We start from the raw sequence: 22726 nt of genomic DNA, 5'->3' as shown, positions 1-22726 counted from the left end.
AACGTTTGCTCGCCGGGGAAATTTACGGCCCCGGCAAAAGATCGCTACGCGCCGTCAGCGCTTTTCCTGCGCGCGACTAAATTACCCGCCCGGCCACTCGTTCCTCCCAGATAGCAAAGGCCCCTGCGCCTGCACCTCGACGGCGAACCTGAATGAGATGGCAATGACAAAACCGCGTTCGAAAAAGGCTCTATTTATCGGCCTGCCGCTGGCCTTGGCGATCAGCGCCGGCGCAGGGTTTCTGGCTTGGGATTACTGGTTTCGGGACAACCCTGGCTACCCGGTAAAAGTGATGAAACAGGCGACCGAGTTGCAGGATCGCATTCTCTCCTTCGACAGCCACATCACCGTACCGCTGAGTTTCGGCGCCCACGGCAATGAAGCCGACAAGGACGGCTCCGGCCAGTTCGACCTGATCAAGGCCAATCGCGGGCGCTTGTCGGGCGCTGCGCTGACGGTGTTCGGCTGGCCGGAAATGTGGAACGGCCCGAACGCCCCGCATCGCCCCACCGAAGGTTTTGTCGAAGAAGCCCGCAACCAACAGGAAGTCCGTTACAAGATCATCACCGGCATGGTCCGCGACTTCCCCAATCAGGTCGGCATCGCCTACACCCCGGATGATTTCCGCCGCCTGCATGGCGAAGGCAAGTTTGCGATTTTCATCAGCATGCTCAACGCTTACCCGCTGGGCAACGACCTGAGCAAACTGGACCTGTGGGCCGGACGCGGCATGCGCATGTTCGGCTTCAGCTACATCGGCAACAACAGTTGGGCGGACTCCTCGCGGCCGCTGCCGTTCTTCAATGACTCACCGGACGCCCTCGACGGTCTCTCCGATATCGGCAAGCAAGCAGTGCAGCGTTTGAACGATCTGGGCGTGATCATCGACGTTTCGCAGATGTCGACCAAAGGCCTGGAACAGGTTGCACAGCTGAGCCGCACACCGCTGGTGGCCTCGCACTCGGCGCCGCGTGCGGCGGTGGATATTCCGCGCAACCTCAGCGACAAGGAATTGCAGCTGATCAAGAACAGCGGCGGCGTGGTTCAGGTGGTCGGCTTCTCGCAGTACCTCAAACCGCTGACTCAGGGCACGCAGGACAAACTCAATGCCCTGCGCGCACGCTTCGATCTGCCGCCACTGCCAAACCTGGCCATGGCGCTGATGCCGGGCGATCCGATCATCACCGCATGGTCGGAACAGAAACTCGGCCAGTACGCCAGCGGCCTCTACGGCATCCTTGAAGAAGAGCCGAAAGCCACCCTCAAGGATCTCGGCGACGCCATCGATTACACCGTGCGCAAAATCGGTATCGACCATGTTGGCATCTCGTCCGACTTCAACGACGGCGGCGGCATCAAGGGTTGGGAAAACGTTGGCGAAATCCGCAACGTCACCGCCGAATTGATACAGCGCGGCTACTCCGAAGCGGACATCGCCAAGCTGTGGGGCGGCAACTTCATGCGCGTCTGGGATCAGGTGCAGAAATCCGCGAAACCGGCACTGATTTCCCGTCAGGACACTGCCAAGCCATGACAGACCGCCGGACTTTTCTGAAACAGGCTGGCGTGGTCGCGGCCGCCCTGCCGCTTGGCGCCAGCCTGACAGCACCGGCCATGGCGACGACCGCTCCCGTGGCCTCCGCGAACAAATGGACGCAATTGCGCCGGTTGTTCGATCAGGATCCACAGGCGATCCACTTCGCCAATTTCCTGATTACCTCTCACCCCAAACCCGTGCGCGAGGCCATCGAACGCCATCGCGCCGCGCTTGACCTGAACCCGGGGCTGGCCATGGACTGGGATTTGGGGAGCGACGAACAATTGCAGGAAAACGTGCGGGTCTGGGCCGGCAAATACCTGCAGGCCAAACCCGGCCAGATCGCCCTCACCGGCAGCACCACCGAAGGGCTGGCGATGATTTATGGCAGCGTGCAGGTGCGCCCTGATCAGGAAATCCTCACCACCGAACACGAGCACTATTCCACCCGCAACATCCTCGATTTCCGCAGCCGCCGCGATGGCACCCGGGTGCGCAAACTCAGGCTGTTCGAAACGCCGCAAAGCATTTCCCTGGATCAAGTGCTCGACACCATCAACCGCAACATCCGCCCTGAGACCCGCGTCCTCGGCATGACCTGGGTGCATTCGGGCAGCGGTGTGAAATTGCCGATCAGCGACATCTCGCGGCTGGTTGATGAACACAACCGTCAACGTGACGACAAGGATCGCCTGATCTACGTGGTCGACGGCGTGCACGGTTTCGGTGTCGATGACCTGAGTTTCCCGCAGATGAACTGCGACTTCTTTATCGCCGGCACCCACAAATGGATGTTCGGCCCGCGCGGCACCGGCATCGTGTGCAGCCGCAGCGAAGAGCTGAAATACGTCAGCCCGAGCGTGCCGACGTTCTCCGAAGCCACCTCTTTCGCCACGATCATGACCCCGGGCGGTTACCACGCTTTCGAGCATCGCTGGGCGGTGGACGAAGCGTTCAAGTTGCACCTGCAACTGGGCAAGGCCGAGGTTCAGGCGCGCATTCATCAGCTCAACAGCTACCTGAAGCAGCGCCTGCGCGAGCAGGCGAATATCGAACTGGTGACCCCGCTCGATCCGCAGTTTTCTGCCGGTTTCACGTTCTTCCGGGTCAAGGGTCAAGACAGTGATGCAGTCGCCACCTACCTGATGCAAAACCGGGTGATCTGCGATGCGGTCAGCCGTGATGTCGGCCCGGTGATTCGCACCGCGCCCGGCCTGCTCAACAACGAAGCCGAAGTGGACCGCTTCATGGCCATCCTCGGCAAAAAACTGCGCGCCTGAACCTTCGCCTCCCGTTTTCCTTTCACAGAGACGACTCATGAAAAAGCCTCACGCCTGTTTCACCTTCAAGGCCTTGCCCGCGCTGGCCCTGACCGCGCTGTGCGCCGGCCTGCTGCCCGGTGCAGCTCAAGCGGCGACAGCGCCGGCGCCGGGCAAAGTGTTCAAGGACTGCAAGGACTGCCCGGAAATGGTCGTGCTGCCGACCGGCACCTTCACCATGGGCACCCCGGACGACGAAGTCGGCCGCGAACCGGACGAAGGCCCGCGCCACGCAGTGACCTTCAGCAAACCCTTCGCCATCAGCCGCTTCCAGGTGCTGGTCGGCGAGTGGGACGCGTACGTGCGCGAAACCGGCAACAAGCCTTACGACTTCGATGATCGCCCGGGTCGCCGCTGCACCGCCGGCAAACCGGAATTCAAACAGAGCGCCCGCGACCCGGCCGTGTGCATGAACGTCGCCGAAGCCCAGGGCTACATCGATTGGTTATCGAAAAAGACCGGCCACGCGTATCGCCTGCAAAGCGAATCGATCCGCGAGTACGCCGCACGCGGCGGCAGCACCGGGCCCTTCCCTTTCCCGTTCGATGAAGGCAACAACTACCAGATCTCCAGACACGCCAACACCTACGGCGCCGCCGACGGCTACAACTTCACCTCCCCTGCCGGGACGTTCCCGGCCAATGCCTTCGGCGTTTACGACGCCCACGGCAACGTCTACGAATGGACCGCCGACTGTTATCACAAGGACTACTCCGGCGTACCCAACGACGGTCGCCCATGGACCCAGGAAAACTGCGAGCGTCAGGTCATGCGCGGTAACGATTGGGGCGAGGCGCCGGTGTTCTCGCGCTCCGGCAACCGCAACAGCAGCTGGCCGACCAGCAAAGGCGACTGGCTCGGGTTTCGCGTAGTGCGCGACCTCTGATCCTGCCCATCCCGACCGCAGCCCCGCCTGCGGTCGTTTAAAGAAAGTCCGTGACCATTCGTTTTCCTTAAGTACCGGCACTCCCTCCGCACCGAAGCAGGAATCCTCCATGACCAAGCCTACGCGTGGGGCGATCAACGAATTGTTCGCCTTGCTCAAGCCCTTCCGCCTGATCGTCTCTGTGTCCATCGTGCTCGGCATGATCGGCGGCCTGAGCGTCACCGTGCTGCTGGCGACCATCAACAATGCCCTGCACTCCGACGACGGCCTGACCCGCACCGTGGTAATGATCTTCGCGGGCCTCTGTGCGTTGGCCTTGTTGACGACGATTTTGTCCGACATCGGCACCAACTACGTCGGCCAGCACATCATCGCCAAATTGCGCAAAGAGCTGGGGGAGAAGGTCCTGTCGGCGCCGATCGACCAGATCGAACGCTACCGCAGCCATCGGTTGATCCCGGTGCTGACCCACGACGTCGACACCATCAGCGACTTCGCCTTCGCCTTCGCCCCGCTGGCAATTTCCATGACCGTCACCCTCGGCTGCCTCGGCTATCTGGCCATGCTGTCCTGGCCGATGTTCCTGATGATGCTGGTGGCCATTGCCATCGGCACGACCATTCAAGCGATTGCCCGGGCCAAGGGCATGCGCGGTTTCTACGCTGCACGCGATTCCGAAGATGAACTGCAAAAGCACTACAACGCGATTGCCGAGGGCGCCAAGGAACTGCGCATTCACCGTCCGCGTCGCCAGCGCATGTTTGTCGCCGGTATTCAGAAAACCGCCGAGAAGATCTGCGACACCCAGATCAAATCCATCAACACTTTTGTGATCGCCAAGTCCTTCGGTTCGATGCTGTTCTTCGTGGTGATCGGCATGGCGCTGGCCCTGCAATCCTTCTGGCCCAGCGGCGACAAAGCGGTGATGAGCGGCTTCGTCCTGGTGCTGCTGTACATGAAGGGGCCGCTGGAGCATCTGGTCAGCACGTTGCCGATCATCAGCCGTGCGCAAATTGCCTTCCGCCGTATCGCCGAACTGAGCGAGCAATTTTCCTCGCCCGAACCGCATCTGTTGCTGGAAGACCAAGGCAAGAAACCCGGTGCGGTCAACAGCCTGGAACTGCACAACGTGCGTTACGCCTTCCCACCCGTGGAAGGCAGCGAACCGTTCCGTCTGGGGCCGGTCAACCTGCGCATCGAACAGGGCGACATCGTGTTTATCGTCGGTGAAAACGGCTGCGGCAAAACCACACTGATCAAACTGCTGCTGGGCTTGTACGCGCCAACCGAAGGCGAAATCCGCGTCAACGATCAGCCGATCACCGCGCTCAATCGCGATGACTACCGGCAGAATTTCACGACGATTTTTGCCGACTACTACCTGTTCGACGATCTGATTCAGGGCGACCGCGAAGTCCCGCAGGACGCGACCCGCTACCTCGAACGTCTGGAGATCGCGCACAAGGTCAGCGTGCGCGACGGCGCGTTCAGCACCACCGATTTGTCCACCGGCCAGCGCAAGCGCCTGGCCCTGGTCAATGCCTGGCTCGAAGAGCGGCCGGTGCTGGTATTCGATGAATGGGCGGCCGATCAGGACCCGACGTTCCGGCGAATTTTCTACACCGAGTTGCTGCCTGACCTCAAACGTCTGGGCAAGACCATCATCGTCATTTCCCACGATGACCGTTACTTCGACGTCGCCGATCAACTGGTGCGCATGGAGGCCGGCAAGGTCAAGAGCGAACTGCAAACCGCTTGATCGACGAGGCCGCGGTCTGGCCGGAAAAATAATTTTCCGGTTTGCCGCGGCTTCCTCGTCTTAATGAGATGAATAAGAACCATTAACAACTATACCTGCCAAGGTCTTAACCTCATGTCCGCATCCCGTTTCATGCTTCGCCCTCTGACTCGAGCCCTGCTGATGCACGGCGCGACACGCACTCGACTGGCCGGCACCGGCCTTGGTCTGGCACTGACACTCACGTCAGCCCCGTATGTCCAGGCCCAGGAATGGACCCTGAACATCCCGTCGCAGCCACTGGCGCAGGCGCTGCAAACCCTCGGCCAGCAAACCAGTCTGCAAATCATCTACAGCCCGGAAAGCCTGCAAGGTCTGCGCTCCAGCGCGCTCAACGGCCGCTACCAGGATGATGAGTCGCTCAAGGCGATGCTCAACGGTACCGGCATCCGCTACCAGCGTGACGGCAACACCGTGACCGTGCTCGGCCCGGCCACCGGCAGCGCGATGGAACTGGCCCCGACCAACGTCAACGCCAGCCGCCTGGGCGCCACCACTGAGGGCAGCAACTCCTACACCACCGGCGGCGTGACCATTGGCAAGGGCGTGCACTCGCTGAAGGAAACCCCGCAGTCGGTCACGGTGATGACCCGCAAGATGCTCGATGACCAGAACCTCAACACCATCGAACAGGTGATGGAGAAGACCCCGGGCATCACCGTGTATGACTCGCCCATGGGCGGCAAGTATTTCTACTCCCGCGGCTTCCGCATGTCCGGTCAGTACCAGTACGACGGCGTGCCGCTGGATATCGGCAGCAGCTACGTGCAGGCCGATAGCTTCAACAGCGACATGGCCATTTATGACCGCGTGGAAGTTCTGCGTGGCGCAGCCGGCATGATGAAAGGCGCAGGCGGCACCGCCGGTGGCGTCAACTTCGTGCGCAAACGCGGCCAGGACACTGCGCACACGCAGCTCTCGCTGTCGGCAGGCACCTGGGACAACTATCGTGGCCAGGTCGATACCGGCGGCCCGCTCAACGATTCCGGCACCATCCGTGGTCGCGCCGTGGTCACCGAACAGACCCGTCAATATTTCTATGACGTGGCCAGCCGCAAGGACCAGATCTACTACGGCGCCCTGGACTTCGACCTCAGCCCCGACACCACCCTGGGGCTGGGTTTCGCCTGGGAAGACGTCGACGCCACGCCATGCTGGGGCGGTCTGCCGCGTTACGCCGACGGCTCCGACCTGCACCTCAAGCGCTCCACCTGCCTGAACACCGCGTGGAACAACCAGCGCAGCAAACGCGCCACCTACTTCGCCGACCTGAAACACCAGTTCAACGACGACTGGTCGCTGAAAGTCGCCGGGGTGTATTCGCGCAACACTCAGGACATGGAATACGCCTTCCCGAGCGGCGCCGTGCCGGTCGGTGCCACCGCCACCAATACCCTGATGCTGGGCAGTATTTACGACTACGACCAGCGCGACTACGGCTTCGATGCCTATGTCGACGGCAAATTCGACGCCTTCGGCCAGCAACACGAACTGACCATCGGCGCCAATGCCAGCCGTTCGCACAAGGATGACTTCTACGCCGTCGCCGCCCTGCCCCAACGGCAGAACGTGCTCGACCCCAACCACCACATCCCGCAACCGGACGAAAGCTACTACCTGGCCAACGCTTCCCGTGGCGGCCCGGTGGACATGCACATCAAGCAATACGGCGCCTACTCGATCGCCCGCCTGAAACTGGCTGATCCGCTGACCCTGGTACTGGGCAGCCGTGTCAGTTGGTACAAGTCCGACACCGACTCGGTGCAGTACTTCCGTGGCGAAGGCACCCAGGTCGACACCAAGTCCACCGAAACCGGCCAGGTCACGCCGTTCGCCGGTGTGCTGTTCGACCTCAACGACAACCTGACCGCCTACGCCAGCTACACCGACATCTTCACCCCGCAAGGCGCTTACAAGACCATCGATGGCAGCACCCTCAAGCCATTGGTTGGCCAGAGCTACGAGCTGGGGATCAAGGGTGAGTGGTTCGACGGTCGTCTGAACAGCTCCTTCAACCTGTTCCGCACCCTTCAGAAAGATGCCGCCCAGGATGACCCGCGTTGCGAAGACAGTTCTTGCTCGATCAACTCCGGCAAGGTTCGCGCGCAGGGCTTCGAAGCTGAAGTCAGTGGTGAGGTGATTGATCGGCTGCAATTGCTCGCCGGTTACACCTACACCCAGACCAAGGTGCTGGAAGATGCCGACGCCACGCAGGATGGCGTGGTCTACAACTCCTACGTGCCGCGCCATTTGCTGCGTGTCTGGGGTGACTACAGCCTGAGCGGGCCGCTGGATCGCGTGACGATCGGTGCGGGTGTCAACGCGCAGACGGGCAACTACCGGACTTCGCCTTTGGGCGGTGACAACATTGATGGCGCCGGTTATGCGGTCTGGAACGGTCGCATTGGCTACCGTATCGATGACACCTGGTCGGTGGCGCTTAACGGGAATAACCTGTTTGACAAGCGTTACTACTCGACCATTGGTACCGAAGGGTTCGGTAATTTCTATGGTGATCCGCGTAACTTCGTGATGTCGGTCAAGGCTGACTTCTGATTGGGTGTGTTGTGAGAGAGCCCCGCTTTGGTGGGGCTTTTTTTCGCCTGTTGGTCTTGGCGGCCTTCGGGCCGACCATGCTCTTTGGGTTTTGGGGGCATATCCGTTGCTGCGGGTGTTGCCGCTGGCGGTTTCGCTCTTACAGCGAGTCACCTTTTCCAAACGCCGAAAAGGTAACCCAAAAGGCTTTGCCCCGGCGTACGGCACTTCGCTGAGGCTCAGTGTTCCCTCGCTACGGTGTCCATCCGGGAGCATCGCCTACGGTTTGCTTCGCTGCACCTCCTCTCGATGTATGCGGCTTCGCCGCACGGCGCTGCGCGCCTAACCCCCGGATGAACACCTCCGCTCGGCCTGCCGATGGGGCAAAAGATCAAGAGCCAAAGCCAAAGCCAAAGCAAGATCACAAGCCAGATCAAAAGCCCCTCACCCTAACCCTCTCCCGGAGGGAGAGGGGACTGATCGAGGTGTTTGGGCGAGCTTCGCCGACGTGCGATACCGCGTTGAACTCAGGCTCTGAAAAGCAAACAAATCAGCCCCTCGCCATGAGGAAAAGGGGACTGATCGAGGTGATTGGGCGAGCTACGCCGACGTGCGATACCGCGTTGAACTCAGGCTCTGAAAAGCAAACAAATCAGCCCCTCGCCCTCCAAGAAAAAGAGAGGAATGATTGAGGTAATTGGGCGAGCTACGCCGACGTGCGATACCGCGCTGAACTCAGGTTTTGAAAAACACACAAATCGGCCCCTCTCCCTCCACTCCCGGATGTAGAGGGGACTGACCAGGGTGTTTGGGAGAGCTTCGCCGACATGCGATACCGAGTCGAACTCAGATTTTGACAAGCCCAAAAATCGGCTCCCTCTCCCTCGGGAGAGGGCTGGGGTGAGGGGAAAATCCACCTCAAATCCAAAGCCGAACACCCGCTCTTCACCACTCAATAGGCCGAGTGTCAGCTCGCCTGCTCTTGATCTTGATCTGTAAGGCGACGTCGGAAGGCTGAGTGGAGGGATTGATCCGGGCGTGGGAGCGCAGCGACCGTTTGGCGCAGCCAAACACAGCGGGAGTAGGTGCAGCGAAGCAAACCGGAGACGCTGCGCCCGGATCGATCCCGCAGCGAAGGAACCCCGAGCCCCAGCGAGCGGGCCGCACGTAGGAGCAAGCGTTTTTGGTTACTTTTTAGGCGTTTGTAAAAAGTGACCCGCCGTAAGGGCGGAACCCCAAGCAGCCATTACCGCAGCAACGGATATTCACCCAAAAACCACCCCCCCAAAAAATCAAACCAACACCCGCGCCAACGCCCGGCTCAGGCGTTCATGCACCCGCAAAACATCAGGCATCACCGAAGCCATCCGCAGCAGATCATGCGTCAGCCCAGGACAATGCTCAACCTCGACACTCACCCCCTGCCCCCGCAACTTATCAGCGTAAGCCTGCCCCTCATCAAGCAACGGATCAAAACCCGCCAACAACATAATCGCCGGCGCCACCCCCTGCAGATCCTCCGCCAACAACGGCGAAAAACGCCAATCCAGATAATCTTCCGGACTGCGAGCGTAATGCTGATAAAACCAGTCAAGCGTATCGCTCTCCAACAAATACCCCTCGCTGAACAACAACCGCGAATCGTGCACGCGCGCAGCATCGGTCACCGGATAGCACAACAACTGTGCCTTCGGCGCGATGGCCACAGTATGCGGTTGCACCACCGCCTGAATCGCCAGCACCGTGGCCAACGTCGCGCCGGCACTATCGCCACCAAACGCCACGCGCGAGGTATCAAGCCCAAGACTCACGGCGTTTTCCGCTAACCACGACAAGGCGTCTTCGCCATCCTCCAGTGCCGTTGGAAAACGATGCTCCGGGGCCAGTCGATAGCCGACCGACAACACCGCACACGGCGTGCGCTGGCAAAACTCGCGGCACACACCGTCGTGAGAGTCGAGGCTACCGACAACAAAACCACCACCATGGAAATACACCAGCACCGGCATCGGCGAAACCGCAGCATTGGGTCGATACAGACGCAGTGCCAGCGGCGCACCATCACGTGCCGACGTGTCGATTTCGCTGACCAACAGGTCTTCAGGCGCCGGCCAGCGCAGTTGCGCCGTGGTCTGTTCGAAAGTCGCGCGGGCTTCGCTCGGGGTCATTTGGTGCATGGCCGGCAGGCCGGCGTCCTGGCTGTCTTGGGCCAGATCGAGGAAGGCTTCCAGATCAGGGTGTAACGACATCGCTAAAATCCTTGTATCGGCAAAAAAAGGGGCGCGCCGCGGCAGCGCCCCCGAAGATGACTGAACGCGTGGCGATCAGCCCGCGCGTGCCATGCAATGTTCGATCAACGCTTCCAGCTCACACTGGTAATCGCTCATCAAGGCATCCATGGTGCCGGCGCGATAACGCTGACTGCTGTAGATGCAACGCAAGGCCAACTGACCGTCATAGACCTGGCCGACAATTTCCAGCCAGTTGCCCAGATTGGCTTTGAGGCTGTAGTTGTCACCGGTTTCTTCCAGCGCCGGCACCAGCAGGGCCTGCTCGTCGAAGCTCTGGTCGAATTGCCCCAGGTAGTTGAACGTCACTCGCGCTTGCGGCAACTCGGCCAGTTGCCTCGACACCTCAGCGCCAGCCAGATGCCGCAACACGCCATAGCCGATGCCTTTCTGCGGGACTGCCGCCAACTGCGCCTGCACGTTGACGATCGACTGACCGATGTCGTCGCTGTCCGGGCGCAAACGCACCGGGAACATGCTGGTGAACCAGCCCAGGCTGCGGCTCAGGTCGATGGCCTCGAACAGGTCTTCACGACCATGGCCTTCGAGCAGGATCAGCGCCGACGGTTGTTGACTCCAACGGCACAGGGCACGGCTGAGCGCCGACAACAGCAGGTCGTTGATCTGCGTGCCGTAAACCGCCGGAGCCTGTTTGAGCAGTTGTTCAGTATGCTCGCGGGACAGTTTGAGCCGCGCCTGCGCCTGCTGACGCACGAGGTTTTTGCCGCGCAGGTTGTCGCAAGGCAGGTCGACGCCCGGCTGATCCAGTTGCTCCAACCAGTACCCCAGTTCCTGCTCGGCAATCACCGGCGCCTGCGCCTGCAAGGCCTCGGCGAATGATCGATAACTGCTGGTGCGAATCGGCAGTTTCGGCTCGAGCCCCTGCACGCACGCCTCGTACGCCACTTTCAAATCATCGAGCAGAATTCGCCACGACACGGTGTCGACCACCAAGTGGTGAATCACCACCAGCAGGCGCGCCTGGCCATCCGGCAAGGCGACGTGCATCACCCGCCACACCGGCCCGTCGTCGAGTTTCAAGCTGCGCTGGGCAAGGTTGGCCAAGGCTTCGACCTGCTCGCTGTTGTCCGCCTCGCGGCGCCAGAGCAACGTCTCGCCCTGTTCACTGAGGCCGCAGTAACGCTGCATCCAGCGCCCGCCTTCGTGGGAGAAACGCAGGCGCAGCGAGTCGTGATGTTGCGCGATCCAGCCCAGTGCCTGCTCCAGCGCATCGAGGTCCAGCGGCTGGCGCGCACTCAACAGCAATGACTGGTTGTAGTGATGCGCCTCGGCCATGCCTTCGGCAAAGAACCACTCCTGAATCGGCAAGAGATTGAACAAGCCCTCGGCGGCCACGTGCGTGACGTCCGTCTGCGGTTGTGCCGTGCCCTCCTTCGCCGCTTCCTGCTCGACGATGCCGGCGATGGTCTGATAACGCATCAGGTCGCGCAGCTTGAGATCCATCTGCAACGTCGGGTGGTTTCTGACGCGGGAGATCACTTGCAAACTCAGAATCGAATCGCCGCCCAGTTCGAAGAAATTGTCGCTGATGCCCACTTGTTCGACCTGCAGCACCTGCGCCCAGATGTCCGCGAGCAGGCTTTCCTGCTCGTTGCGCGGGGCGACGTATTCTTCGGTTTTGAATTCCGGTTCCGGCAGCGCCTTGCGATCGAGCTTGCCGTTTGGCGTTACCGGGAAAGCACTGAGGCAAACGATCTGCGCCGGCACCATGTATTCCGGCAACGCGGCGCGCAGGCCCGCCTTGAGTTCATCGCCGATGTCCTCGCCGCTTGCGGTGACCACATAACCGATCAGTTGCTTGCCGGAGGCATTGTCGCGGGCGATCACCAGTGCATCGGTGACCGACGGCAACTGGCGCAGACTGGCCTCGACTTCACCCAGTTCGATGCGGAAGCCGCGCACCTTGACCTGATGGTCGATGCGGCCGACGTAATCGACCACACCGTCGGCGCGTAAACGCACCAGATCGCCGCTGCGATACAGGCGCTCGCCCGCCGCGAACGGGTTGGGCACGAAGCGCTCGCAGGTCAGGTCCGGACGGCCGTGATAACCCCGGGCGACGCCATAGCCGCCGATGTACAGCTCACCGGCAAAGCCTGGCGGCAGCGGGTTCAGGTCTTCGTCCAGCACGTACAGCGAGCGCGCGCCCACGGCACGGCCGATCGGCGCGTACGCCGCTTCGCAATGCTGGCTGACCGGGACTTTCCAGAGCATCGGCGTGACCACGGTTTCGGTCGGGCCGTAGCCGTTGGTGAAGTACTGCGGACGCAGCGCAGCCTTGACCTGCTCGAAGGTCTGATCCGGCACCGCGTCACCGCCGAAGCAATAGATGCGCACGGGTGGCGGCGCAATGCCGCTGGCCGCCGCGTACTCGGCCAGTTGTTTGAGATAGGCCGGCGGGAAGCAGGCAATGGTGATGCCGTAGTCGTGCAGCGCCTGATAGGTCTGCTCCGGTGTCCACAGGCAACCGTCGCGAATCAGCAGACGACCGCCGCTGTACAAGGTGCTCAACCAGCGCTCATGGGCCCCGTCGAAGGCGAACGACATAAAGTGCAGCTCGCAACTGCTGGCGTCCATTTCGTACAACTCGGCGATGGCCTGACAGTGCATGCTCAGCGGGCCTTGGGTCACCGCGACGCCTTTCGGTCGCCCGGTGGAACCCGAGGTGTAGACCAGATAGGCCAGGCCCTGTTCCTGCACTCGGCAGTCGGGGGTGTGGTCGGCATAACGGCTTTCATCGAGGTGATCGATTTCCGGGCGCAGCAGGCCTTGCGGCGCCGGCAACGTGCTGCGCAGACTGCTCTGGGTCAGCAACAGCGCCACGCCGGAATCTTCGATCATGTAGGCCAGACGCTCCGGCGGATAATCGATGTCCAGCGGCACGTACGCCGCCCCGCTCTTGAGTACGGCGAGGAAGCTCACGACCATTTCCAGCGAACGCGGCAAGGCTACGCCGATCACCACTTCCGGCCCGGCACCGTGTTCGATCAGGCAGTGCGCCAGTCGGTTGGCCCGTTGCTCGAGTTCGGCGTAAGTCAGGTTCATTCCGGCGCATTGCAGGGCGATGGCCTGCGGCTGCTGTTGCGCGTGACGGCTGATCAGTTCCGGCAACAGCGCGGCTTGATGGGTGTGCGTCGGCTCGGCACTCCAGGCTTGCGCCGCTTGCCATTGCTCGCCGCTCAGGCGCTGCAAATTACCGAGGCGCTCGTATGGCGCCGCCAGCATCGCGGCGAGGGTGTTTTCCATGGTCTGGCGAATACCGACAACCGCCTCGGCGCTGAAATGGCTGCGCAGGTACAGGTATTCGATCGACAACTCGTCGCCGAGCATCACCGCGAGGTCCATCGGCACGTTGGTCACGCCATGGCCGATGGATTTGCCAAAGGTCAGGTCGGTGTCGTTGTCTTCCTGCAAGCGATCGTCAATCGGGAAGTTTTCGAACACCACGATGCTGTCGAACAGCGCCTGCCCACCGAGGCTGGACCAGCGCTGTACATCCGCCAGCGGCGCCTGGGAATAATCACGGATGTCGAGGTTGTAGGCCTGCACTTCGCCCAGCCAGTCAGCCAGACGCTGATCGGCTTGCGGGGTCTGAATGATCGGCAAGGTGTTGATAAACAGACCGAGCATGTTGCCGACATTCGCCAGGCTTTCCGGACGCCCCGACACCGTGGCGCCAAAGGTCACCGTCTGCTGCCCGGTGTAGCGTTGCAACAGCAGCAACCATGCACCCTGAATCAGCGTGTTGGGGGTGATCCGCAGGTCGCGGCAGAACTGCAACAGGCGCGCGGTCTGCGCTTTATCCCAGTTCGAATAGATTGCATCGTGACCGGCGACATCGGCGCTGTGGCGCGGGTGCATCGCCTGGCTCAGTGCCGTCGGCTCGTTGACCGCCGCCAGTCGCGCCTTCCAGAACAGCTCCTGGGCGTCCTGATCCTGCGCCTGCAACCAGGCAATAAAGTCGCGGTAACGACCGTTCTCGCCGATGATTTCGCCCTTGGCGTAATAATGCAGCACCTCGCCGAACAGCCGCGAACTGCTCCAGCCGTCCATGAGGATGTGGTGGCTGGTCCAGATCATCTGGTACTGATCGTCGCTCAGGCGCAGCAGGGTCACCCGCAACAAACGCGCATCTGCCAGATTGAAACCGAGCGCACGGTCAGCGCTGGCGAACTCGGCAATCAGTTCTTCACTCGTCTCCCGATCACGCCAATCGAGCACCTGCATTTGCAACGGCGCATGGCGATGCACCACCTGCAACGGTTTGGCCAGGCCGTCCTGCCAATGGAAACTGGTGCGCAGAATCGCCTGACGGGCGATGACGAATTCCCACGCCTGGCGGAAGCGCTCCACGTCCAGGCCCTTGATCGGCAGGCTGACCTGTTGCACGTAAAGGCTGCTGCCGTTATCCGACAGCGTGTGGAAGAGCATGCCTTCCTGCATCGGCGACAGCGGGTAGACATCCTCGATCTGGTCGGCCGGCACCGGCAACGCATCGAGCTGCGCCTGATCGAGTTGCGCCAGCGGATAATCCAACGGCGCCTCGTCGGTCGACGACTCGAGCGCAACCACAGCGGCGAGTTTCTGCACGGTCTGCTGCTGGAACAGGTCTTTGGGGGTGAAGCGAATCCCCTGCTGGCGCGCACGGCTGACCAGTTGGATCGAGATGATCGAATCGCCGCCCAGCGCAAAGTAGTTGTCGGTCACGCCGACCCGTTCGATCTTCAGAATGTCCTGCCAGACCTCGGCCAGTTGCTGCTCCAACGGCGTCGATGGCGCCACGTATTCGCGCTGCGACTGGCTGAGGTCCGCTGCCGGCAAGGCTTTGCGGTCGAGTTTTCCGTTCGGTGTCAGCGGCAACTGTTCGAGGAACAGCCACTGCGCCGGCACCATGTAGTCCGGCAGATGCGCTTTCAACGCGGCCTGTAGCGTTTCACTCAAATCGTCCAATTGTTCGAGGCTGAGGCTGCTGTCACTCGGCACCACATACGCCACCAGTTGCTGACCGCTGTGGCCATCCACCGCCAGCACCACGCCTTCGCGCACGCTGTCCTGAGCGAGCAGACGCGCTTCGATTTCACCCAGTTCGATGCGGAAACCGCGCACCTTGACCTGATGATCGATGCGGCCGACGTATTCGATCCGGCCGTCATCGCTGAAGCGGGTCAGGTCGCCGGTGCGGTACATGCGTTCGCCGCTGCTCGAGAATGGATTGGGCACGAAACGTTCGGCGGTCAGGCCCGGGCGGAACAGGTAGCCACGGGTGATGCCGTCGCCGGCCAAATACAGCTCAGCCGCCACGCCCAGCGGCGCTTGCTGTAATTGACCGTCGAGCATATACGCCGTGGTGTTGACCAGCGGCCGGCCGATGTTCGCCTGACCACCCAGTTCGCGGCGGGTGCAGGTCGAATAGGTAGTGTCTTCCGACGGCCCGTACAGGTCGTAGACGTGCGCCACCGCCGTTTCGCGGTAGAGCGTGTCGACCAGGCTCTGCTTCAGTGGCTCGCCGGCGAGGTTGATAATGCGCACGCCCGGCGGAATTTGCCCGGTGCGTTGTAGCGCGGCAATCGCCGACGGCACGGTGTTGATCAGGCGCACCTGATCGCGCTCCGGCAAGTCCGGCAGTTCCAGGGCATTGCGCGCCATGACGATCGAGCCGCCGCGTGCGAGGGTGACGAAGATCTCCCACACCGACAGGTCGAAGCACACCGACGTCGACGCCAGCACCCCTTGCAGATCGTCTTCGCTGTAGACCTCGGCGGACCAGTGAATCAGCGCCTGCACGTTGCGATGGGCAATGGCCACGCCTTTCGGCTTGCCGGTAGAGCCGGAGGTGTAGATCACGTAGGCCAGATTGGCCGAATCTCCCCGCGCAGGAAGATTGTCCGCAGGCTGCTCGGCAAATGCTGCACCACCCGCCTCGACCAGCACCACCTGCGCATCGGTCTGCGGCAGTTGCGCCAGCAGCGACTGCTGCGTGAGCAAGACTTTCGCCTGACTGTCGTCGAGCATGTAGGCCACGCGATCCGCCGGGTAATCCGGGTCCAGCGGCACATAGGTGCCACCGGCCTTGAGCACCGCCATCAGGGCAATGACCAGCTCCGCCGAACGCGGTATCGCCACGCCGACACGGATTTCCGCGCCGACACCCAGTGCCACAAGATGATGAGCCAACTGGTTGGCGCGTTGATTGAGCTCGGCATAGCTCAGGGCGACGCCGGCATGACTCAGCGCCAGTGCCTGCGGATGCGCCGCGACGCGACGTTCAAAACTTTGCGGGATCAACCGCTCAGCCGGATACGCCGCCCGATGGTCGTTCCATTGCGCCAGGGTCTGGCGTTCGGCGAGTGGCAACAGGCCGATCTCACCGAGCAGACGCTGCGGCGCCTCGATGAACTGACGCAGCACTTCTTCCAGATGCCCCGCCAGACCTAGCACGCTGCGTTCGGCAAAGTGTTCGGTGAGGTAGTTGAAATCCAGGTTCAAGACATCGCTGGCCCCGGCGATCAGGGTCAGACCGTAGTTGGTTTGCTCGCGGTGCTCCAGGCCAGCGAAACGCAGACCGCCCGGGTTGGCTTCCAGCGCTTCGGACACCGGATAGTTTTCAAACACCAGCAAGGTGTCGAACAGCGCTTCGCCACTCAGCTGGGCCAGACGCTGGATGTCCTGCAACGGCGTCTGCTCGTAGTCGCGCAGCAACAGGTTTTTGTCCTGCACGCTGCGCACCCAGTCGCCGACGCTGAGCGTGGCCTGCGGGCTGGCGATCACTGGCAAGGTGTTGATGAACAGGCCCAATTGCTGCTCGATGCCCGGCAGATCCACCGGACGTCCGGACACGGTCGCACCAAAGGCCACCGTGGCCTGACCGGTGTAGCGCTGCAACACCAGCAACCACGCGGCTTGCACCAGACTATTGAGGGTCACTTGCTGCTGACGGGAGAAACCGTTCAGGCGCTGAGTGAAGGCTTGGTCGAAATGCAGGCGATGCATCTGTTTGCCCGGCCCCGGCACGGTACGCCCGTGACACGCCGAAGCCAGTCGGGTCGGTTCGTCCAGTGCGGCCAGTTGTCCGCGCCAGAATGCCTCTGCGCCCGCCTTGTCCTGACCTTGCAGCCAGACGAGGAAGTCGCGATAACGGCCCTGCGCGCTTGGCACCGGCTGACCGGCGTAATCCTGCAACACCTCGCCAAACATCCGCGAGTTGCTCCAGCCATCCATGAGGATGTGGTGGCAGGTGAAAATCAAACGATGGCGGCCATCGCCGGTGCGCAGCAGGCACAGACGCAGCAGCGGCGGATTCTGCAGATCGAAACCGCGTTCGCGATCAGCCTGCGCCCGCGCTTCGAGCACGGCCGGCAAGTCCGCTACACCGCGCACATCGACTTCGGGCATTTCCAGGGTCAACTGGCGATTGATCACTTGCAGCGGCGCATCGAGGCCATCGCGGCCCCAGATAAAACCGGCGCGCAGCACTTCATGGCGATCCACCACGCGCTGCCAGGCCTGCTGGAAACGCGCCACGTCGAGGCCGTCGATATCCAGCAGCATCTGATAGACATAGGCGCTGGCATCGGCGTCGTACAGGCTGTGGAACAGAATGCCTTGCTGCATCGGCGCCAGCGGATAGATGTCCTCGATGCGCTGGGCGGCGATCGGCAAGCTGTCCAGATGCGCCTGGGACAACCCGGCCAACGGCACGTCGGATGGCGTCAAACCGCCGCTCGGATGGCTCAGGCAATGCTCGATCAACTCGCCCAGCGCCACTTCGTAGGCGCGGGCCAACGCGTTGATGGTCGCCTCTTCGAAGACATCACCGCTGTAGGTCCAGGTCAGGCTCAACTGCCCCTGATAAACCCGGCCATCGATGGTCAGCCAGTTGGCCATCGGCGCGTTTTCGTCCTGGCCGGCGCCCTTGTCTTCAGTGGCCGGCACCCACAAGGCGTGTTCATCGAAGTTGTTGTCGAACTGGCCGAGGTAGTTGAACGTCACTTTCGGCTGCGCCAGACCGTTCAATGCCGCTTGCGACTCGGCGCTGCCCAGATGACGCAGCAAGCCATAGCCGAGGCCTTTGTGCGGGATCGCGCGCAGTTGTTCCTTGATGCCTTTGATCGAAGTTTCCAGACTGGCGTCCGGGGTCAGGCGCACCGGGAACATGCTGGTGAACCAACCCACCGTGCGGCTAAGGTCGATGTCATCGAACAGGTCTTCGCGACCGTGCCCCTCAAGCTGCACCAGGGCGCTGTCGGTGTTCGTCCACTGGCACAGCACGCGGGCCAGCGCGGTCAGCAGCAGGTCGTTGACCTGGGTGCGATAAACCGCTGGCGCCTGTTGCAACAACTGACGGGTGCGTTCGGTGTCGAGACGCGTATCGACGCTGCGCTCGAAACGGTTGCTCAATTGGCCCTGCGGGTTGTCCAGCGGCAGCTCGACCGACACATCGCGCAGTTGCCCGCGCCAGTAATCCAGTTCACTTTCCAGTTCAGCGCTACGGGCATGCGCCTGCAGACGCTCGCCCCAATCCTTGAACGCGCTGGTCTTGGCCGGCAGACGCACAGGCTGACCGCTACTCAGTTGTTGATAAGCGCTTTGCAGATCTTCGAGGAGGATCCGCCACGACACGCCATCGACCACCAGGTGGTGGATCACCAGCAACAGACGCTGACTGGCGTCCGGCAAGTCGACCAATGCTGCGCGAATCAGCGGGCCATCGAGCAGATCGAGGCTGCGTTGCAAGTCCAGGCACAGCGCTGGCAATGCTGCGCTGTCGTCCAGCGTGACCGTGCGCAGCAAACCTTGCGCCTGATCCGCCGGCGCGTGGCTCTGCTGCCAGCCATCGTTGGTTTGCCGGTAGCGCAGGCGCAAGGCGTCGTGGTGGCGCTGCAACTGCACCAGCGCCTGCTCCAGCGGCGCCGCGCGCAGCGCGGTGGCCGGGGTCAGCAGGATCGACTGGTTCCAGTGATGCCGCGCCGGAATGTCGCTGTTGAAAAAGTAATGCTGGATCGGTGTCAGCAGCGCGTCGCCGAGTACTTCGCCCTGCTGCATCTGCACCGCGTCACTCTGTTGCGCGACGGTCGCCAGACGCTGCACGGTCTGGTGCTGAAAGATGTCTTTGGGGCTGAAGCGAATGCCGGCCTGACGCGCGCGGCTGACCACTTGAATCGAAATGATCGAGTCGCCGCCCAGCTCGAAGAAGTTGTCGTTTAGGCCGACACGCTCGACCTTCAACACCTCCTGCCAGATCTCGGCCAGACGCTGTTCCAGTTGGTTGCGCGGCGCGGCATAGACTTCCTGCGCCTGCGCGACGTCAGGGTGCGGCAGTTGCTTGCGATCGAGTTTGCCGTTGGCGGTCAGCGGCAGACGCTCAAGGAACGCCCAACTGACCGGAACCATGTAATCCGGCAGGGTCTCGCGCAAATGTGCCTTGATTGAATCGCGCAATGCGCCCTGCCCTTCGCCGTCCAGCACCTCGTTGGCGACGATCCAGGTTGCCAGTTGCTGGCCGCTGATCCCGTCGACCGCCAGCACCACCGCTTCGCGCACATCGGCATGCTTGAGCAGTTGCGCTTCGATTTCGCCCAGCTCGATACGGAAACCGCGAATCTTCACCTGATGGTCGATACGGCCGATGTACTCGATCACCCCGTCGCCGCGCAGCCGCGCCAGGTCGCCGGTGCGATACAGACGCTCGCCGGCCTGCGGATTGAACGGGTCTGGCACAAAACGTGTTGCGGTCATGCCGGCCTGATTCAGATAACCCCGCGCCAGACCGGCACCGGCGATGTACAACTCGCCGATGCAGCCTTGCGGCACCAGGTTCAGCGAGCCATCGAGCAAGTACCACGACAGGTCGACAATCGGCTCGCCAATCGGGCTGCTGTGGCTTTGTTCAAGATCGGCCATCGACAACGGCCGGTAGGTCACGTGCACCGTGGTTTCAGTGATGCCGTACATGTTGATCAGCGTCGGCGCACGGTCGCCGAAGCGTTCGAACCACGGGCGAAGGCTCTGCACTTCCAGCGCCTCGCCGCCGAACACCACGTAGCGTAGAGAGTTATTGCGCGTCGACTCGCTGGCGACCTGCATCAATGGCTTGAACGCCGACGGCGTCTGGTTCAGCACGGTGACGTTTTCATCGCACAGCAGCGTGTAGAAATCTTCCGGAGAACGGCTGATGTCATGGGGCACCACCACCAGTTTGCCGCCATACAACAGCGCGCCGAAAATCTCCCAGACCGAGAAGTCGAAAGCGTAGGAATGGAACAGCGTCCAGCTGTCCTGCGGGCCGAAATCGAACCAGTGTTCGGTGGCGCTGAACAACCGCATGACGTTGCCGTGCGGCAGCAATGCGCCTTTCGGTTTACCGGTGGAACCGGAGGTGTAGATGACGTACGCCAGGCTGTCCGGCGTGGTCAGGCACAGAGGGTTGGTTTCGTTGCCCGGCTCTGGCGCCTGATCCAGATCGAGGCACGCCAGCCCCGACGGTACCGGCAGTTGCGCAAGCAGATGGCCTTGGGTCAGCAGCAGCTCGATCCCGCTGTCTTCGATCATGTAGCTCAAGCGATCATCCGGGTAGCCCGGATCCAGCGGCACATAAGCGCCACCGGCCTTGAGCACGGCAAGGATGGCGACAATCATGTCCAGCGAACGCTCGACCGCCACGCCAACGCGCACGTCCGGGCCGACGCCACGGGCGATCAACACATGCGCCCACTGATTGGCGCGGCAATTGAGTTCGGCGTACGTCAGGCGTTGCCCGTCGTACGTCACGGCGATTGCGTCGGGATGACGCTCGGCCTGCGCTTCAATGGCTTGGTGAATGCACTGCTCGAGCGGTTGCTTGATCCGCTCGGGATTCCACTGCGCCAGCAATTGTTGCTGCTGGCCGGCATCGAGCATCGGCAACTGGCCAATGCGCTGGGTCGGCGCGGCGACGATGGCCTGCAACAGCGCATTCCAGTGTTGTGCCAGACGCTCAATGGTCGCGGCGTCGAACAGATCGGTGGCGTACTTCAGCACGGCTTCGATGCCATGCGCCTGTTCGGTGGTGTTGAGGGTCAGGTCGAACTGCGCGGTCTGGCTCTGCCATTCCAGCGGTTCGATGCTCAGGCCATTCAAACGGGTTTCGACACTCGCGCGGCGCTCGGCCTGATGGTTGAACATCACCTGGAACAGCGGGCTGTGACTGAGGCTGCGGCCCGGTTCCAGTGCTTCGACCAGTTGCTCGAACGGCAAGTCCTGATGGGCCTGCGCTTCTTGCGCGGTCTGTTTGACCTGACGCAGCAGATCGACAAAGGACATCTGCCCATCGATGTCGGCCTTGAGCACCTGAGTGTTGACGAAGAAGCCGATCAGCCGCTCGATCTCTACCCGGCCACGGTTGGCATTTGGCACGCCGACGCGGATGTCGGCCTGACCGCTGTAGCGATGCAACAAGGCCTGGAACGAGGCCAGCAAGACCACGAACAGGGTGACGTTTTCTTGCCGGGCGAAGGCTTTGAGCGCGTTGCTCAGCGCCGGGTCGAGAATCAGGTTATGGCTGGCGCCAGCGAAGCTTTGCTCGATGGTGCGCAGGCGATCCATCGGCAGTTCCAGCACCGGTTGTTCGCCACCGAGTTTCTCTTGCCAGTAGGCCAGTTGCCGCTCCTGTTCACCGGCCTCCATCCACTGCCGCTGCCACAAGGCGTAGTCGGCGTATTGAATCGGCAGCGCCGGCAGACCGGCGTCGTGATCGAGGTTGAAACCGGCGTAGAGCTGCACCAGTTCCTCGATCATCACTTGCAGCGACCAGCCATCGGAGACGATGTGGTGCAGGGTCAGCACCAGCACATGGTCATTGGGGCTGACTTGCAGCAGCGCTGCGCGCAAGAGCGGGCCGTGCTGCAGGTCAAAAGTTTTCTGGCTCTGGGTCTGCACGAACGCCTGGATCGAGGCATCCGCGTCGTTGGCCAGCTCAGCGTTCAGTTGATGAATCTCCAGTGCAAAGGCCCTGCGGGCAGGACCACTTGCAAAGGTTGCGCGGTTTCCTGGGAGAACACCGTGCGCAAGGTTTCGTGTCGTTCGATCAGCGCCTCGACGCTGCGCTCCAGCGCGCTGACATCCAGCGGGCCCTGCAAACGCAGGGCCGTCGGAATGTTGTAGGCCGCACTGTGCGGCGCCCACTGCCAGAGAAACCACTGACGCTGCTGAGCGTAGGACAGCAGCAACGGCTCTTCGGCCGTGCGCTTGAAAACCGGGGCAATGTCAAAGAGGTTGACGCCTTTCTGCTTGAGCAGAACCGCCAGAGCCTTTCTTTGCTTAGCCGAAAGTTGTCCTACCGACTCGATTAACTCTTGCACGCGTTTT

The 22726-nt window shown here is 61.9% G+C and carries 6 protein-coding genes and 1 pseudogene; 5 read left to right on the top strand and 2 right to left on the bottom strand.

From position 1 onward, the window contains the following. Positions 1 to 163: 163 nt before the first annotated feature. The 5 genes from pvdM (at position 164) to AB4O11_RS18250 (ending at position 8096) form a co-directional block, all read left to right on the top strand. Positions 164 to 1534 (top strand): pyoverdine-tailoring dipeptidase-like protein PvdM, encoded by a 1371-nt coding sequence (gene pvdM / locus AB4O11_RS18270; protein WP_093431958.1) that lies wholly within the window; start codon positions 164 to 166, stop codon positions 1532 to 1534. Further along, a complete protein-coding gene (gene pvdN, locus AB4O11_RS18265; protein WP_460127763.1) occupies positions 1531 to 2817 on the top strand; it encodes a pyoverdine-tailoring periplasmic protein PvdN in 1287 nt (428 codons plus the stop codon). Before pvdM ends, pvdN begins: the two co-directional genes overlap by 4 nt. A 37-nt stretch (positions 2818 to 2854) precedes the next feature. After that, positions 2855 to 3742 carry a dihydropyoverdine dehydrogenase gene (gene pvdO, locus AB4O11_RS18260; protein ID WP_460127761.1) on the top strand — a complete coding sequence of 296 codons (888 nt, stop codon included), beginning with the start codon at positions 2855 to 2857 and terminating at the stop codon, positions 3740 to 3742. A 109-nt stretch (positions 3743 to 3851) separates the two neighbouring features. Continuing rightward, a complete protein-coding gene (locus AB4O11_RS18255) occupies positions 3852 to 5501 on the top strand; it encodes a cyclic peptide export ABC transporter (RefSeq protein ID WP_093431948.1) in 1650 nt (549 codons plus the stop codon). Between the two features lie 114 nt (positions 5502 to 5615). Continuing rightward, positions 5616 to 8096, top strand: coding sequence for a TonB-dependent siderophore receptor (locus tag AB4O11_RS18250; RefSeq protein WP_460127759.1), 2481 nt, complete (start codon positions 5616 to 5618; stop codon positions 8094 to 8096). Between the two features lie 1271 nt (positions 8097 to 9367). Here AB4O11_RS18250 and AB4O11_RS18245 read toward each other — a convergent pair. Next, positions 9368 to 10324 carry an alpha/beta hydrolase gene (locus AB4O11_RS18245; protein WP_460090308.1) on the bottom strand — a complete coding sequence of 319 codons (957 nt, stop codon included), beginning with the start codon at positions 10322 to 10324 and terminating at the stop codon, positions 9368 to 9370. Between the two features lie 75 nt (positions 10325 to 10399). After that, positions 10400 to 22719 (bottom strand): annotated as a pseudogene (locus AB4O11_RS18240) (non-ribosomal peptide synthase/polyketide synthase). Positions 22720 to 22726 lie beyond the last annotated feature (7 nt).

The organism is Pseudomonas sp. H1_D05 (genome assembly GCF_054682705.1).
Note: the sequence above shows the minus strand (reverse complement) of the source record. Positions and strands in the feature narration are given on the sequence as shown.